The 16,092-nt window shown below is 64.4% G+C and carries 16 protein-coding genes and 1 tRNA gene; 10 read left to right on the top strand and 7 right to left on the bottom strand.

Features of this window, described 5'->3' with window-relative positions; all coding sequences use genetic code 11:
* From ENJ19_04390 to ENJ19_04380, 3 genes are all read left to right on the top strand, one after another.
* A partial coding sequence (locus ENJ19_04390) for a formylglycine-generating enzyme family protein (GenBank protein HHM04968.1) occupies positions 1 to 530 on the top strand: 530 nt, incomplete at its 5' end.
* Positions 527 to 1,357, top strand: a complete 831-nt coding sequence (locus tag ENJ19_04385; GenBank protein HHM04967.1) for a hypothetical protein — start codon at positions 527 to 529, stop codon at positions 1,355 to 1,357. The genes ENJ19_04390 and ENJ19_04385, both read left to right, overlap by 4 nt.
* Positions 1,354 to 2,265, top strand: coding sequence for a hypothetical protein (locus tag ENJ19_04380; GenBank protein ID HHM04966.1), 912 nt, complete (start codon positions 1,354 to 1,356; stop codon positions 2,263 to 2,265). Before ENJ19_04385 ends, ENJ19_04380 begins: the two co-directional genes overlap by 4 nt.
* An 8-nt stretch (positions 2,266 to 2,273) precedes the next feature.
* On the opposite strand, the gene ENJ19_04375 is transcribed toward ENJ19_04380, so the two are convergent.
* The 3 genes from ENJ19_04375 to ENJ19_04365 are packed head-to-tail and all read right to left on the bottom strand — an operon-like array spanning position 2,274 to position 5,960.
* Positions 2,274 to 2,543, bottom strand: a complete 270-nt coding sequence (locus ENJ19_04375; GenBank protein ID HHM04965.1) for an oxidative damage protection protein — start codon at positions 2,541 to 2,543, stop codon at positions 2,274 to 2,276.
* The gene (locus ENJ19_04370; GenBank protein HHM04964.1) at positions 2,540 to 3,610 is read right to left on the bottom strand and encodes an adenine DNA glycosylase; all 1,071 of its coding nucleotides are present in this window, start codon (positions 3,608 to 3,610) and stop codon (positions 2,540 to 2,542) included. Before ENJ19_04370 ends, ENJ19_04375 begins: the two co-directional genes overlap by 4 nt.
* 34 nt (positions 3,611 to 3,644) lie before the next feature.
* On the bottom strand, positions 3,645 to 5,960 hold the full coding sequence (locus tag ENJ19_04365) for an AsmA family protein (protein ID HHM04963.1): 2,316 nt from the start codon (positions 5,958 to 5,960) through the stop codon (positions 3,645 to 3,647).
* A gap of 96 nt (positions 5,961 to 6,056) precedes the next feature.
* Here ENJ19_04365 and ENJ19_04360 point away from each other — a divergent pair, with 96 nt between their 5' ends.
* The 3 genes from ENJ19_04360 (at position 6,057) to ENJ19_04350 (ending at position 8,267) form a co-directional block, all read left to right on the top strand.
* On the top strand, positions 6,057 to 6,488 hold the full coding sequence (locus ENJ19_04360) for a hypothetical protein (GenBank protein ID HHM04962.1): 432 nt from the start codon (positions 6,057 to 6,059) through the stop codon (positions 6,486 to 6,488).
* Positions 6,489 to 6,650: 162 nt separating this feature from the next.
* Complete coding sequence (locus ENJ19_04355) at positions 6,651 to 7,148, top strand: host attachment protein (GenBank protein ID HHM04961.1); 498 nt, start codon at positions 6,651 to 6,653, stop codon at positions 7,146 to 7,148.
* Between the two features lie 234 nt (positions 7,149 to 7,382).
* Entirely contained in the window at positions 7,383 to 8,267 is an 885-nt protein-coding gene (locus ENJ19_04350; GenBank protein ID HHM04960.1) for a penicillin-binding protein activator LpoB, read from the top strand.
* Positions 8,268 to 8,522: 255 nt separating this feature from the next.
* Here the strand turns inward: ENJ19_04350 and ENJ19_04345 are convergent, their stop codons facing one another.
* From ENJ19_04345 to rplU, 4 genes are all read right to left on the bottom strand, one after another.
* Positions 8,523 to 9,650: a glutamate 5-kinase gene (locus ENJ19_04345; GenBank protein HHM04959.1), complete on the bottom strand. Its 1,128-nt coding sequence runs from the start codon at positions 9,648 to 9,650 to the stop codon at positions 8,523 to 8,525.
* Positions 9,647 to 10,696: a GTPase ObgE gene (gene obgE / locus ENJ19_04340; protein ID HHM04958.1), complete on the bottom strand. Its 1,050-nt coding sequence runs from the start codon at positions 10,694 to 10,696 to the stop codon at positions 9,647 to 9,649. Before obgE ends, ENJ19_04345 begins: the two co-directional genes overlap by 4 nt.
* Before the next feature lie 79 nt (positions 10,697 to 10,775).
* Positions 10,776 to 11,033, bottom strand: coding sequence for a 50S ribosomal protein L27 (locus tag ENJ19_04335; GenBank protein ID HHM04957.1), 258 nt, complete (start codon positions 11,031 to 11,033; stop codon positions 10,776 to 10,778).
* Between the two features lie 5 nt (positions 11,034 to 11,038).
* Positions 11,039 to 11,365: a 50S ribosomal protein L21 gene (gene rplU, locus ENJ19_04330; protein ID HHM04956.1), complete on the bottom strand. Its 327-nt coding sequence runs from the start codon at positions 11,363 to 11,365 to the stop codon at positions 11,039 to 11,041.
* Positions 11,366 to 11,548: 183 nt separating this feature from the next.
* Between rplU and ENJ19_04325 the strand changes: the two genes are divergently transcribed.
* From ENJ19_04325 to ENJ19_04310, 4 genes are all read left to right on the top strand, one after another.
* A complete protein-coding gene (locus tag ENJ19_04325; protein ID HHM04955.1) occupies positions 11,549 to 12,517 on the top strand; it encodes an octaprenyl diphosphate synthase in 969 nt (322 codons plus the stop codon).
* A 2-nt stretch (positions 12,518 to 12,519) separates the two neighbouring features.
* Positions 12,520 to 12,596: transfer RNA gene (locus tag ENJ19_04320), tRNA-Pro, on the top strand.
* 355 nt (positions 12,597 to 12,951) lie between these two features.
* Entirely contained in the window at positions 12,952 to 14,535 is a 1,584-nt protein-coding gene (locus ENJ19_04315; protein HHM04954.1) for an ATPase, read from the top strand.
* On the top strand, positions 14,532 to 15,896 hold the full coding sequence (locus tag ENJ19_04310) for a sigma-54-dependent Fis family transcriptional regulator (GenBank protein HHM04953.1): 1,365 nt from the start codon (positions 14,532 to 14,534) through the stop codon (positions 15,894 to 15,896). Before ENJ19_04315 ends, ENJ19_04310 begins: the two co-directional genes overlap by 4 nt.
* The last annotated feature ends 196 nt before the right edge of the window (positions 15,897 to 16,092 follow it).

The raw sequence follows: 16,092 nt of genomic DNA, 5'->3' as shown, positions 1-16,092 counted from the left end.
TCCTGGACCGGGCGGCGCTGCTGGATGCCATTTTGGCGGCGCAGCGCCGGCGCGACCGCCTGCCGGTGACGGGAGTCAACTGGTACGACGCCTACAGCTATTGCCAGTGGGCCGGCAAACGTCTCCCCACCGAGCAGGAATGGGAAAAAGCCGCCCGCGGCCCGGACGGGCTGGAATACCCCTGGGGCCATGACTGGCAGCCGGAGAACGCCAATACCGGTGACGACGGTGAGGGGGACGATTACTTAAAACCCGTGGGTGCCAACCCCGCCGACCGCAGCCCCTACGGCGTATACGACATGGCCGGCAACGTGTCGGAATGGGTGCAGGACTGGTACCAGGCCTATCCCGGGGCCGATTACCGGCATCCGGCCTACGGTGAGATTCACAAAGTGGTGCGCGGCGGCGGTGCCGGGGTGGGGCATTATGCGCTCAGCGCCTTTTTCCGCGGCGCCCGCCGGGCCCACGCCGACCCCACGGCGGCGGGTACCGATGTGGGCTTTCGCTGCGCCATGGACATTCCCCGGTGAACGATGCCGCCGCCCGGCTGCCCGCCGCCGCCATAGCCTATGCCCGGCGCTATCCCTTCGCCATTCCCCGCGCCAGTTATCTTTATGCCGATGGTGCCGCCCTCCCCCTGCTTGTGGCAGAGGGCACCTCCTGCCGGGACTACCGGGTGCAGGCGGCGGACGGCGAGCGACCGCTGGCTGCGGTGCTGGCGGCGGCGGGCCTGGACTGCGATGCTGTATTCGCCGATCGCGTGGCGGTTTTGTCCCTGGGCTCCAATGCCGCGCCGGAACAGCTCCGGCGCAAATACGCCGGGCTGCCGCCGCCGGTGATGGTGCCGGTGATCCGTGCCACCTTGTCCGGTTTCGACGTGGTCTACTCCGCCCACATCACCCGCTACGGCAGCATCCCCGCCGCCTTGCAGGCCGCGCCGGCCACGGCGGTGGAGATTTTCGTCAACCTGCTCAGCACCGAGCAACTGGCGGTGATGCACCGCTCCGAGAGCCTGGGGCAGAACTATGCCTTCAGCCGCCTCCGGGGGATCGAGCTGCGCCTGGATGGGGGGCGGGACTTGGCCGAGGCTTGCTTTTACCGCAGCCGCTGGGGCCTGCTGGACCTGGGTGAGGGGCCGCTGGCCCTGGCCGCCATCGTCGCCCGCGGACGGCGTTTCCCGGCGCTTTCGGAAGGGGAGGTGCTGGTCCGGGTGCGGGACCGCCTGGCGCCCGGGCTGGAACTGGATGAGTTTATCGCCCAGAACATCATTGACCCCGACCTGCGCCTGGCGCGCATCCGCCAGTTGAGCGCCGCGGCCCGCGCCCCCGCCTTCGACTATGAGGATCTCGAAGGATGAGCGGGGAGCCGGCACCGGCTTTGTCCCTGGGGCCTACCGCCGATGCGCACCGCAAGGACGCCCATGACGATTACATCATCGCCGTTCACCCCACCCTGGCCCTGGAAAAAGGCTTGCGTGACTATGCCGTGGTCACCCGGAAGCTGGCGGAGGGGCCTGAGCTGCGGGCCTATGGCCGGGTACGGCTGGACCGGAATCTGGCCAAAAGGGAACTGCGCCTGGACCAGACTTTACGCAATGCCCTGGGCATTCCCTATGAAATTGAAGCAGGCGAGCGCCATCCTGAGCTGGATCTCTTTCCCCTGACCCTGGGTTTGGGGCAGACTCTGTTGGAGTGGTTCACCCGGGTGCTGGGACGGCGTTATTTGTTTTTGCGGGTGGCCAAGCTGGACCCGCCCGACATTGAGAAAAACATCTGCCGCGTGCCCCTCGATGCCCTGTGTCTGCTGGGTACCGCCGCGGGCAAGCGGGTGGTGCTGGTCTCCTGCCTGCCCGCGGACGATGGCCGCTCGTACCGCTTGCACAACATGGCCATCAAGGCTTTTGAACTCAGCGACAAGATGGTGCAGAACCGGGTGGACCTGCAGCAGGAGGACTGGGGCGCCCGGTACGTGAACGCCGCCAAGCTGCTCGGGGTGGAGCCCGACATCGCCAGCGTCTATCTGGACGCCCACGCCCGCAACCGCCTGCAGTTGGAAGCGGGCCAGGCTGTGAAAGTGCGGCGGGATTTTCCCGATCTGTTTTGGGCGGAGGCCGTGGAGATCGGCATTTTGTTTTTTGTCTCCCTCTTCGCCCTGGGCGAGGTGCTGCCTGAGTTGTTCGGCTGGAGGCGCGCCGCCATCGTGCCCCTGGCGGCCATCTTGTCCGTGTTGTTTCTGCTGGTGCGGATCCGCGCGCGGGTGAAGTAAACCGGCGGTTACCGGGGCGGCACAAATTCCTTGGGCGGCGCCGAACCTCCGCCGAAGAAAAACTTCTCCATCTCCTGTTCCAGAAACTCCCGCGCCTTGGGGTCGATGGGGGTGAGGCGGTATTCGTTGATGAGCATGGTCTGCTGGCGCAGCCACATCTGCCAGGCTTCCTTGGATACGTTGTCGAAAATGCGCCGCCCCAGCTCACCGGGATAAGGCGGGGCGGCCAGGCCCTCGGCGTCCTTGTCCAGTCTGACGCAGTGCACAGTGCGTGTCATGGCGGTCCTTTCTTGGTAACAGATTGAAAACGTTGCAGAAGGGTTTGTACCGGGGCAGCCAGGCCCAGGGCCTGTGACTGGCCGGGATTGTACCAGAGGGCCGGCGGGCCCTCCATGACGCCGCGGCATTGGCCGGCACGGGCCCGGCTGGGGTGGATGTCCAGGTGATAGTGGCTGAAACTGTGGCGCACAAGCGGCCAGTTTTCCAGCACCTCGATGTCCAGTCCCAGTTCCTGCCGGCACCAGCGTGCGGGCGCCGTCTCCAGGGGGCATTCCGGCAGGCCCCACAGCCCACCCCATAAACCGGCCGGGGGGCGTTTGAGGAGCAACACGGCGCCCGCGGCGTTTTCAATGAGCAGCATGCGGGTACTGCGCCGGGGCAGCTGGCGGCGCGGTTTGGGGCCGGGATGGTCCGCCACCCGGCCGGCGCGGCGGGCGGCACAATCGCTGCCGAAAGGGCAGCGATCGCAGCGCGGCCGGCGGCGGGTGCAGACCGTGGCGCCCAGGTCCATGATGGCCTGGGTGTAGTGGGCGGCGCGGTGCGGGGGCGTGTGGGCCTCGGCGTATGCCCACAACCGCTGCTCCACCTCGCGCCGTCCCGGCCAGCCTGCCACGGCGTGGTAACGGCTGAGCACCCGTTTCACATTGCCGTCCAAAATGGCCAGCGGCTGGTCCATGGCCAAGGCCAGAATCGCCGCCGCGGTAGAACGCCCGATGCCGGGCAGGGTCATGAGTTCGGCCTGGGTGCGCGGCAGCTCACCACCCCAGCGCTGTTGTATCTGCCGCGCCGCGGCCGACAGGTTGCGGGCCCGGGCGTAATAGCCCAGGCCGCTCCACCGGTGCAGCACCTCATCCAGCGCCGCGTCAGCCAGCTCGGCCACGGTGGGAAAGCGGGCCATGAAGCGGGTATAGTAGGGAATGACCGTCGCCACCTGGGTCTGCTGCAGCATAATCTCTGACACCCACACCCGGTAGGGCGTGGGCTCGCGCTGCCAGGGGAGGTCTTTGCGGCCGTGCCGGTCCCACCACTTGAGCAGGCGGCGGCTGAAAGCAGAACGCTGTGTCATGGCCGGGGGCGGGCCTCGCCGCTCAGCCTGGTTGTCACGGGAACAAACCTTTGAGTTTGCCTTTGAGTTCTTCTTCCAGCTTTTCTTTGGCCTTGGCCTTTTTCGCTTCCAGGCGGGCACGGACCTTGGCTTTTTCTGCCTCGGCTTTGCGTTTCAGCTCTTCTTCCAGTTTTTGTTTCCGGCGGCCGAGGCGGGCTTTGGCCGCGCGCTTCAATGCCTCGTCCAAGTCGATGGTGGTTTGGAGTTCAGTGTATGTGCCGCGCACATTGACGGGGATGGCGATACCTGCGAACTGACCCATCTGTTTTTCGAACTGACCTTTGGGTGTGGCCTCCAGGCGCAGATCCACTTGTTCAGTGAGGAGGTTGACGTTGCCCTGGCCCAGCACGTGCAATTGGGCAGAGTCCAGCGTCAGATCGCCGGTGGAGGCCACGCCGTTTTTTATCCGGGCGGTGAGGCCCAGGCGACGGAACAGGGTCTGATCCAGCTCACCGCTGTTGCCAAGGGCGCGTTGCAGGCTTGGGGCGTATTCCGCTTTGATGGCTTTCGCCAGGTTGAGGCCGCGGATGCCGCCCTGGGTGACATTGACCACTGCCGTGCCGTTCAGACTGCGCAGCGCGGCGTCCGGGTCCAGGCCGCGGGCGCTCAGGGTGACGGTGAGGTCGCCCAGGCCGCTCACCAGTTCTTCCCTCAGCAGGTCCCGGGTGAGGGGACCGGCCTGCACCATTTCCAGGCGTTCGTTCATTTTGATCACGGGGGCATCACCGCGCACGTCCAGGGCGAGATCGCCCTGATAGCGGCCACCGTAGAGCTTTGCGCCCAGCGGCTGCAGGAGGAGGACGCCGTCCCTGGCCTGAAGCCGGGCCTGGATGTCCTGCAGGTGCAGCTTGGCGATTTTGAGTCGGCCGACGGCCAGGCGGCCCTCGATATCCAGCGCCCGCAGCGTCTCCAGGGGCAGCGCCGCCGCCCCGGCGGCCCCGGCGCCGGCGGGGGTGGCGGCCACGGGAGAGTCGCCGGGTGGCGGCAGATAGCGGTCGGCGTCGATGCCGTCGAGCTTCAAATTGAAGCGGACGGCGGGGTGGGCGAAATTGCTCACGCCGGCCGTGCCTGTGAGGGTGCTGTCGTCGAGCGTTGCGGTCAGCGCGGTGAGCCTGGCCTGCGTCTCGTCAACGGCGAAGGCGAGGCGGGCGCCCACCGCGCCGAGGGCCTGGGGATCGGCAGTGTCCAGGGCTTCACCCCTCAATTTTTTCAGCACGGTTCGCGCGTTGAAGGGAGGCAGGGTCAGTTCCCCCGTGACGGAGGGTGCACTGAGGATGTGGACGGCACGGAGCCGGCCCTGGGCCTGTATCCCCAGGGTGTTCAGATCCAGCCCCCTCACCACCGCGGTTTCCGCGGCCAGGTCCAGGTCGAGGTCCGCGGCCAGGGTGGCCGTGACCCGGCCTTCGGGCAGCTCCGGACCGGTCAGGGTGGTGCTCAGGCTGAGGGAGTGGAGGCGATGGCGTTGGGTTTCCAGATCCAAATCGGCGGCGCCGGTGAGGACCAGCGCCACTTCCGGTGCGGGCAGGGCTTCGCCCTGGAGCTGTGTGTTCAGGCGAAGCTGTTGCAGTTTGATCCGGGTGAAAGCCAGATCAAAGTCAAGCTCGCCGGCCAGCTCCAAGCGGCCGCGCCGCGGTGGCGCCGCGGTGGCAAAAGCGGTGCTCAGGCTGACGACCACCGGCTGACCGGGAATGATGGCGCCGGATTTGAGATTGAACTGGCCGAGCTGAACATGCTGGCCGGTGCTTTGGTCGTCCCAGCGCAGCTGGGCGTTTTCCACCGCCACGCCGCCGATGGCCAGGGCCGCCAGGGCCGGTAGCGGTGCGCTGGGGACTGCGGCTTTGGCGCCGGCTGTGGCGGGCGCGGCGGGACCGCCCAGGTCGTCCCAATTGCTGCGGCCGTCGGCATGGCGGCTCAGATTCAGGCGCAAATCCTTCAGGCTCAGCGTGCTGATTTCCACTTCCCGGCTGAGCAGGGGCAGCAGGCGCACCTTCACCACCGCACCCCCCACTTCGGCAAAGGGCTCGGGGCCGAAGCCGGGGGCGTTGGCCAGGCTCACCCCACCCAGTTCCACCCCCAGCCAGGGGAAGAGGGACAATGTGATATCGCCGTGGAAACTCAGCTCCCGGCCGGTGGCGTCTTTGACCGCCTGGCTGATGTCTTCCTTGAAGTCGTTGGGGTTCACCACCAGGGGCAGGACAACCAGCAGGGCCGCCACAATCAGCAGCGCGATACCGCTCAGCCAGACCAGGAATTTCAGCAGACGTTTCATGATGTGGGCCTCCCGCCCCTCGAACTGTCCCGCCGACCCCATGGCCGCCGGGGGACGATAATGCCTATGCTATGCTAGCCTATTCTTTTGGCACTGGTATGTTAAAACTTGTGCAATCCGGTTTAGTGGGGAGGGATCATGGCATCCGTGGAACAACAAGCTGTTGCATTAAGGAGTGGTGAGGCCTCGGGCGACGGTGTCCTGGAAACCCGAGTGTTCACCCAGCAAGACCGCATGCGGCGCGCCGCCCAGGTGTGGGGACTGTCCTGGTTGTTGGCTGTTGTGACGGTTTTTATTCCCATTGCTCATTTCGTGCTGGTGCCCGGTTTTCTGATCGCCGGTCCGGCGTGGGCCTACATGCGCTATCGCGTGGAACGGATCAATGAAAAAGTGAGCGGCACCTGTCCCGCCCACAGCGGGGAGATCACCGTGAACATGGAAGGCGCGGATGTCCTGCCCTTCAACACCTATTGTCCGGAATGTCAGGCGCCCCTGGTCATTGAGGAGCACAGCGGAACGCCGGCCGGGGCGGATGAACCTGCGGCGCAGGGTTCCGCCGCGGCCGAGTAGGCGGAGTTGGAGGATCTTTCCGTCATGCGCGCCGTGTTTGGACTGATGATTCTTGGTGTGTTGGTGGTGTCCGGGGTGATCGCCGGCGGCCTGGCTCTTTATCTGATGGGTTTTATCGGGCAGTGAGTGATCGGGCACTTTGCTTTCTGATGAGGGAAATCTATGAGTGATTATTGCGTCATCGCCGTGGACGGCAGCCGCGCGCGTTTTTTTACCCTGGTGCCAGCAGCGCAACCGGAGGTGGAATCAGGCCCTAATCTGGTGGAAGACAGCGAGGCCCTGATCAACACCGAAACCGATATGTCGGGCAAGGAAAAATGGTCAGACATGAAGACGGGCCGCAATATGTCCAATGGCGGGCAGGCCCACGGTTATGACGATCATCGCGATCAACACGATGACGAATTCAAGCGCCGGTTCGCCAAACAGGTGGCGGGGGAAGCCGTGCGCTTTGCCCAGGCGCACAATGCCAGACACCTGGTTATCGCCGCAGAAAAACGCATGTTGGGTTTCTTGCGCGAGACCTTGAAATGCCCGCCCAAGGCCGGCTTCACTGTTTCCGAGCTGGCCAAGGATGTAAGCTGGTTGTCGCCGCACGACATCCACGCGTTGCTCGCCAAAGACAACTTGCTGCCGCCCCGGCGGGCGCCGCGCGGCTAAACCATCGGCTTCAATCCGCCGTTACACCCGTTTCACCGGCCCCCTCCCCGCGGGTTTCCGCTGCGCGGAGAGGGGCTGCCACCGTCTCCCTCTGCCGCTCGAACCCCTGTGACTTTCCTTGATTCACCATTCTAGGTACCCTTGCCCACACACCTCGGGCGCCCTCCGGGCCACGCTGTTGGGGGTGGGGTTCCAGGAGTGCTGGTCAATGCTCGATCGCGAAAGGACGATGATATGAGACGCTTGGGTTGTTTGAGTTTCATGCTGTGCGCCCTCATGCTCGGCTTCACTACTGTCGCCCACGGGAAAGTCCGGGTGGCGGTGATGGACTTTGAAAACAAAACCCCCCATGGCGGTTGGCGGGTGGGACGCGGCGCTTCGGATATGCTGGCGACAGAGCTGGTGAAAATTGGCAAGTTTGCTGTCATCGAACGGGACAAGCTCGCCTCACTGATGAAAGAACAGGAACTGGGCTTGTCCGGCGCGGTGGATCCCTCCACTGCCGCTGAAATCGGCAAGATCCTCGGAGTGGAATACATCGTCACCGGGGCCGTGACGGAGTACGGCCAGAGCACAGGCGGCGGCGGTGGCGGTGGTGTGTTCGTGGGCAAAAAAGGCTACCACGCGACGGTGGACGTCCGCATTGTGAATGTTCAAACCGCGGAAATTGTTTTTGCCGACAGCGGCTCGGACAGCGCAAGCTCGGTCAGCGTGCGTGTATTTGGCATCGGCGGCGGTGAACGGTTCAACGAGAAAAAAGCCACCGAGGTGATGCGCGGGGCCATTAAAAAACTGGCCGCAAAAGTGTCCGCTGCCAAACTGGATACCCCGGGCGGCGGATCAGCGGTCCGCGTGAGCGAGGGTGACACCGTGGTGGCGGATGTGGAAGACGGCATCGTCACGCTGAACAAGGGCAGCGAGGCGGGCTACAAAACCGGCCAGACGCTTACGGTTTCCCGTCAGAGAAAAGTCATCAAAGACCCCGTCACGGGCAAGGTGCTGAAGGTCAAATACAAAAAGGTGGGCAAGATCAAACTCACCGAAGTGGAGGGTTCCTACGCGGAAGGTGAAATCATCACCGACAGCGGCATCGAAGTCGGCGACGTGGTACGCCCTTGAGATGCCAAGGGAAATACCTGTGACGCCTTGCCTGAGACGCGTAGTGCGGGAAATCCGCACGCCGCGTTCTGTGGGAATGGTGGCAGGTAACTGCCACCGATGAGCCGCTGACGGCGGGAGTGAGCCCGCCTCCTGCTCAATTCAGCAGGAAGGCACTTCGCTGATGCAAGCGCCCTGCCCCTGAGAGGGAGAGGGAACGAAAAATACGGCTCGCGGGGGTGGGCCTGGGCAGCATTGCATTCGCTGTCAACGCTTTCACAGAATCACCAGGTTGTCCCGGTGAATGAGTTCCGGTTCGTCCACGTAGCCCAGCAGGGTTTCGATGTGCTCCGAGGGCTGCCCCATGATTTTGCGGGCTTCGTCGGCGTTATAGTTCACCAGGCCTTTGGCCACCTCCCGGCCGCTGTCGTCTTCGCAGACAACCGGCTCGCCGCGGGAAAAGGCGCCCTTCACGTCCGTTACGCCGACGGGCAGCAAACTTTTTCCCGCGTGCTTAAGGGCGCGCACGGCGCCGGCGTCCAGGGTGAGCCGGCCACGGGCCTGGAGCTGGGCCGCCAGCCACCGTTTGCGGGCGGCCAGGGGACCGTTGGTGGGGCTGAGGAAGGTGCCGACGGGGGTGCCACTGGCGATGTTCATCAGAATCTCAGGCTGGCGGCCGCCGGCGATGCAGGTGGCGGCCCCGGACCGGGCGGCGCGACGGGCGGCCAGCACTTTGGTGAGCATGCCGCCGCGCCCCAGCCGGCCGACGCCGCCACCGGCGGCCATGGCCTCCAGGCCGGGATCATCGGCCGGGGCGCTGTCGATGAACCTGGCGTCGGGGTTGCGGCGGGGATCTTGCTCGTACATGCCGGGCTGGTCGGTGAGGATGACCAGCACGTCCGCCTCGATGAGATTGGCCACCAGCGCCGCCAGGGTATCGTTGTCGCCGAAGCGGATTTCGTCTACGGCCACGGTGTCATTTTCGTTGACCACGGGCACTACGTTCAAACCGAGCAGGGTGCGCAGGGTGCTGCGCGCGTTGAGATAGCGCTGGCGGTGGGCCAGATCCTCATGAGTGAGCAGGATTTGGGCAGTGTGCAGGCCGTGTTCCTGGAAAGCACGCTCGTAAGCCTGTACCAGTCCCATCTGGCCGACGGCGGCGGCCGCCTGCAGTTCGTGCACGGCGTGGGGCCGCCCGGTCCAGCCCAGACGCTGCAGGCCCGCCGCGACGGCGCCGGAGGAGACCAGCACCACATGGATGCCTTGGGTTTTGAGGGCGGCGACCTGCCCGGCCCAGGCCCGGATCAGCGACTGGTTGAGGCCACGGCCGTCGTCCGTGAGCAGGGAGCTGCCCACTTTGACGACCCAGCGTTTGGCCTTGACGATGTCCGCACGGGTTTTCATGGGTCCGCTTGGAAATCCTGTCCGCCTTCCGCAGCCAGCGCGGCTTGTCGTTCCAGACAGGCCATGATGGCGTGGGTCAATGCCCGGGCGCCTTCGCCGGACAGTGCGGAGACTTGAAACACAGGGCCGGTCCAACCCAGCCGCTGGACGATGTCTTCGCAGCGGGCCTGCCGTTCCTCCGGTGGCAGCAGGTCAATTTTGTTCAGCACCAGCCAGCGGGTTTGTTCGGCCAGTTCCGGGCTGAATTTTGCCAGTTCCCGTTCGATCACCTGCACCTGTTCCACCGGGTCGCCTTCGGGCGGGGCGATGTCCACGAGGTGTAAGAGCAAATGGGTGCGGGCCAGGTGCTTCAAAAAGCGGATGCCCAGTCCCGCCCCCTCGGCCGCGCCCTCAATGAGGCCGGGGATGTCGGCAACGACGAAGCTTTGGTGGGGAGCGATGCTGACCACGCCCAGCTTGGGGTAGAGGGTGGTGAAGGGATAGTCCGCCACTTGGGGCCGTGCGGCGGAGACGGCGCGGATGAAGGTGGATTTCCCCGCGTTGGGCGTGCCCAGCAGGCCCACGTCGGCCAAAAGCTTCAGTTCCAGTTTGAGCCGCCGCTCTTCCCCCGGGGTCCCCGGGGTGCAGTGGCGCGGCGCGCGGTTGGTGCTGCTTTTGAAGTGGATATTGCCCAGGCCATGATGGCCGCCTTGCGCCACCAACAAGCGCTGACCCGCTTCCACCAGGTCGCCGATCACTTCACCGGTGTCCAGATCCGAGGCCACCGTGCCCACCGGTACGGGCAGTTCGAGATCGACGCCGGTTTTGCCCGTACGCTGGCGTCCCATGCCGTTTTGGCCCCGCTCGGCGTTGAAGGAGCGGGTGTAGCGGTAATCCACCAGGGTGTTCAAATGGGGGTCGGCGATGAGATACACGCTGCCCCCGTCGCCCCCGTCGCCTCCGTCGGGGCCGCCAAAGGGAATAAATTTTTCCCGCCGGAAACTGGCGCAGCCGTCTCCGCCGTTGCCGGCGCAGACACGGATTTTGACTTCATCGACAAATTTCATGGGGCGAAGGTTACGGGTTTGGAATCAAAAAACCCCGCCAATGGCGGGGCTCTTCGGTCGCGCCAGGACATAGCGTCGTTCAGCCGGCCACCACGCTCACGAAAGTGCGGTTTTTCGGGCCCTTCACTTCAAATTTGACCACGCCGTCGGTTTTGGCGAACAGAGTGTGGTCCCTGCCGCAGCCCACGTTCGTGCCGGGGTGGAAGTGGGTGCCACGCTGGCGGATCAGAATGTTGCCGGCCAGCACTTCCTGCCCGCCGTAGCGCTTGACGCCCAGGCGCTTGGAAACCGAGTCACGACCGTTGCGGCTGCTGCCGCCTGCTTTTTTGTGTGCCATGAGTGCTAGCCCCTGCTTAAGTCTGCGGAAATGCCGGTGATTCTCAGTTCCGTGTAATTCTGGCGGTGTCCCATCTGTTTGCGGGAATGCTTGCGGCGGCGGAACTTGATGATGCGGATTTTATCGCCACGACCGTGGCTTTCCACCGTGGCGGTCACTTTGCCGCCGGCCACCAGGGGAGTGCCGATTTTCACCTCTTCGCCTTCGCCCACCAGCAAAACCTGATCCAGCTCAATGGTGGCGCCCTGGTCGGCCTTCAGGCTTTCCACGCGGATCCTGTCCCCTTCGGAGACCCGGTATTGCTTGCCGCCCGTCTTGATCACTGCGTACATGTGTGTACTCTCCAGCTTTCCCGATCACCGGGAAAGAAAAATAAGCCGATAAAAAGACCGAGGATTTTAGCGATTCGCGCCAGTCACGTCAATAAATGCCAGAGTTTTTCCCTGGGGCCGATTGCATTGCCGGCCTGCCCGGGATAGCATGCGGGGCCTTCCCTTGACGTAACGAATTTTTTCATGGATATCCGTGCGATACATACGTTAATCGCCGACGATATGAGCGCCGTGGACGCGCTCATCAAAAGCCGGCTGTCTTCCGAAGTGGTGCTGATCAACCAGCTTGGTCACTACATCGTAAGCAGCGGCGGCAAGCGCCTGCGGCCGGTGCTGGTGCTGCTCAGCGCGGGTGCCTTCCGTTATACCGGCTCCCATCACCACACCTTGGCGGCCATCGTGGAGTTTATCCACACGGCGACTTTGCTGCACGACGATGTGGTGGACGCCTCGGACAAGCGCCGCGGCCGCGATACCGCCAACGCCATTTGGGGCAATGAAGCTGCCGTACTGGTGGGCGACTTTTTATACTCCCGTGCCTTTCAGATGATGGTGGACGTGGACAGCATGACGGTGATGGAAATCCTCGCCCAGGCCACCAACACCATCGCCGAGGGCGAGGTGATGCAGTTGCTCAACTGCAACGATGCGGACACCACTGAAGAACGCTATTTGCATGTGATCCGCTCCAAAACCGCCAAGCTGTTCGAGGCGGCGGCGGAGTTGGGGGCGGTGATCAGCCGTCGCAGCGATGAGGAACGCCGCGCCATGGCCACCTATGGCATGCATTTGGGCACGGCCTTTCAGTTGGTGGACGACGTGCTGGACTACAGCGCCGACGCCGACACCATGGGCAAGAACATCGGTGACGATTTGGCGGAAGGCAAGCCGACGCTGCCTTTGATTCATGCCATGCGCAGCGGCACGCCGGAGCAGGCGGCCCTGCTTCGCCGCGCCATAGAAAACGGCGGCCGCGACCGGATCAGCGAGGTCACTGCCGCCGTTGAATCAACCGGCGCCATCGCGTACACTGCGCGCTCGGCCCGGGCCGAGGTTGATCTGGCCCTCAGTGCATTGGACGTCATTCCCGCCTCAACATATAAAGACGCCTTGCGCGCGCTGGCCGAGTTCTCGGTCAACCGGGATTACTGATTCGGGGTGTAGCTCAGCCTGGTAGAGCACTGTCTTCGGGAGGCAGGGGCCGGAGGTTCAAATCCTCTCACCCCGACCAACGTTGTCGCCAGGCAACGTTCTTTTGCTTGGGGTGTTCGGTCCCTCCCCTGCGGGCGTTCGCGCCACTGCGGCATGACGCCCGGTTTGGCCTTGCCCGTTCAGCCCTGCCCTTTCGTCTTCGAAATAATCCCACAAAACTCCCCGGGGACTGATGCGGCCAAGGCTCGGCGGAACCCCCTTCCCGTCATATCCCGGGCCTTTCCCGCTCTGGCGCGCGAAAGGCCGGTTCGGGTCCGGCTGCTCTCAAGCTCTGCGCGCCGCCCGCCGATCAAGTCCACACATGGCGGACTTTCCGCCGCCGTGGCCGTGGCTTCAAGGACGCCGCGCTGCCCCAGGCCCTGGTGCGGGGATGTATGGACAAGTTCCAAAACCAAAGCTGGCAACCGCTGGTTCTGCTCAACGTTTACCGTCTGATATTGAGCGGAGCCCTGTTCATCGCCGCCTTGAGCGGCGCCGGTGCGGTATCCGCCGCGGGCCGGAGCGCCACGCTGTTGCTCACGGTGAGCACGGCCTATGTTCTGCTGAGTCTGTTGTGGACGCTCACCTTGCGGCAGCGGCGCCCGGCGTTTTCCGTTCAGTTGTTCCTTCAGCTTTTGGTGGACGTGGCCGCCATCACGCTGCTGGTCTACGCCGCCGATGGCGTGCGCAGCGGCCTGGGGCTGCTGCTGGTGGCCTCCCTGGCCGGCGGCGGCATATTGATGAGCGCCCGCCTGGCGGTGTTGTTTGCTGCCATCGCGGCGCTTGCGGTGCTGGGGGTGGAGTCTTGGTTGTGGCTGAAAACCGATCACGCGGCGGATTACACCCACGCCGGCCTGCTGGGCACCATGTACTTCGCCGCCGCCTACCTGGCCCATGTGCTGGCCCGCCGCGCCCGCGAAAGCGAAGCCCTGGCAGCCCAGCGGGGGGTGGATCTGGCCAATATGCAGCAGCTCACCGAGTACATCATCCAGCGCATGCAGACGGGCATTGTGGTGGTGGACGCGGAGGGCAACGTGCGGCTGGTGAACGAATCCGCCTGGCATCTGCTCGGTGGGGAGGGCCGGAGCATCCCGCAGACTCTGGCCAGCCTGTCTCCCGCATTGGAGGAACGTTTGCACCTGTGGCAACGCAGCAGAGACGACGAGCCGTGTTTTTTCCGCCACGATCCTGCCGGCCCCGAAATCATGCCGCGTTTTGCCAGTATCGGCCCCGCAGGCAGCCTGATTTTCCTGGAAGACACCGCCGCCACCGCCCAACAGGCCCAGCAGCTCAAGCTGGCCTCTCTGGGCCGCCTGACTGCCAGCATCGCCCACGAGATCCGCAATCCCCTGGGGGCCATCAGCCATGCGGGACAGTTGCTGGCCGAGTCCACCGGCCTGGCTGCGGACGACCAGCGCCTGACCGAAATCATTTGCGACCACTCCCAGCGCATGAACGCCATCATTGAAAACATATTGCAACTCAGCCGCCGCAGCCGCGCGCGGCCGGAGGATTTTGCCCTGCGGCCCTGGCTGGAACGGTTTGTGGCGGACTTCTGTGTGGCGCAGGGCATCGGGACGGAGGCGATCGCACTGGACATTGACCCTCCCCATGCCGAGGTGCGCATAGACGCCACCCAATTACACCAGATTGCCTGGAATCTTTGCAGCAACGGCTTGCGCTACAGCCCGGCCGACGCCGCGGGACCGCGGCTGGTGCTGCGCGGCGGTCAAAGCGGCGAGCACCCCAACCCGTTTTTGGATGTACTGGACCGCGGACCGGGGGTGCCGGAGGACGACGTGGAGCACTTGTTCGAACCGTTTTTCACCACCGGCAGCGGTGGCACGGGGCTGGGCCTGTATATTGCCCGGGAGTTATGCGAGGCCAATCAGGCCCGGCTGGCCTATCTGCCCGTCCCGGGAGGTGGCAGTTGTTTTCGCATTACGTTCGCCGACCCCAGGCGGAGGCAGGTGGCATGACAGAGCTGGGCGCAAGGGCCCTGGTGGTGGACGACGAGCCGGACATCCGCGAGCTCATCGGACTGACGCTGGGCCGCATGGGGGTGACGTGCAAAAGTGCCGCCAATCTGGCCGAGGCCCGCTCCTGCCTGCGAGCCCAGGCCTTTGATCTTTGTTTGACGGACATGCGTCTGCCTGACGGCACCGGCATCGAGCTGGTGGAGCATATTCAGGTTCACTGCCCCCGCACCCCGGTGGCGGTGATCACCGCCCACGGCAATATGGAATCCGCCATTCAGTCTTTGAAAGCGGGCGCCTTCGATTTTGTCTCCAAGCCGGTGGAACTGCAGCTGTTGCGGCGCTTGGTGCACGGGGCCCTGAAGCTGTCCCTCCCCGGGCCGGCGGCTGCGCCGACGGCGGGCCAGCAGCTCCTGGGCGAGTCCGCCGCCATCAGGAAAATCCGCGCCATGATCGAAAAACTGGCGCGCAGCCAGGCGCCAGTGTATATCAGCGGCGAGTCCGGCGTGGGCAAGGAGCTGGTGGCCCAGCTCATCCACGAGCGCGGGCCGCGGGCGGACCGGGCCTTTGTGCCGGTGAACTGTGGCGCCATCCCCGGTGAATTGATGGAAAGCGAATTCTTTGGCCACAAAAAGGGCAGTTTCACCGGCGCCCACGCGGACAAAGAGGGCCTGTTCCAGGCTGCTGACGGCGGCACCCTGTTTCTGGATGAGGTGGCCGATCTGCCCCTGGCCATGCAGGTCAAGCTGCTGCGCGCCATCCAGGAAAAATCCGTGCGGCCCATTGGCGCGCAGAAGGAAATCCCCGTGGATGTGCGCATTCTTTGCGCCACCCATAAAAACCTGGCTGCCCTGGTGGACAGCGGCGAGTTCCGCCAGGATCTCTATTACCGGCTCAACGTCATTGAACTCAGGGTGCCCGGTCTGCGCGAGCGGCCTGGCGATATCCCCCTGCTGGCGCGGCATTTTCTGGGACAGGCGGCCATCGCGGGCGACATGCCCGTGCCCCAGCTCAGCGACGCTGCCCTGGCCGCCCTGGAGCGCTATCCCTTTCCCGGTAACGTCAGGGAACTGGAGAATATTCTCGAGCGCGCCATCACCCTGTGCGAAAGCCACACCATCCAGGCCGAAGACTTGAAACTGCGCGGGGAGGACGTTGCTCCCGGCAACAAGTCGTCACCTATCCCGGACATGCTGGAGGACAACGAGCCCATGGCACTGGAACCCTACCTGGATTCGGTGGAAAAGCGGGCCATCACCCGGGCCCTGGAAAAGACCCGCTACAACAAAACCGCGGCGGCCAAGCTGTTGGGGCTGTCCTTCCGGGCCCTGCGCTACCGGCTCAAGAAGCTCGGATTGGACTAGCTGCAACTGTCGGGTTTCGGGTGCCTTGAGGCGCACCCCTGGCGACCCGGAAGAAAAAATTGTGTCAAATGTCCCCATTCCCCTTGCAGTTTAAGGCCAAATGGGGTGACAATTTTGGTCACTAAGTGTCAGCGCGCGGCACTTGCGCGCGACTGCCAAGGACAGGACCAGCGAGTCGAGTTTGAAAGAGCGGCCG

The organism is Gammaproteobacteria bacterium (genome assembly GCA_011375345.1).
Classification (GTDB): Bacteria; Pseudomonadota; Gammaproteobacteria; order DRLM01; family DRLM01; genus DRLM01.
Note: the sequence above shows the minus strand (reverse complement) of the source record. Positions and strands in the feature narration are given on the sequence as shown.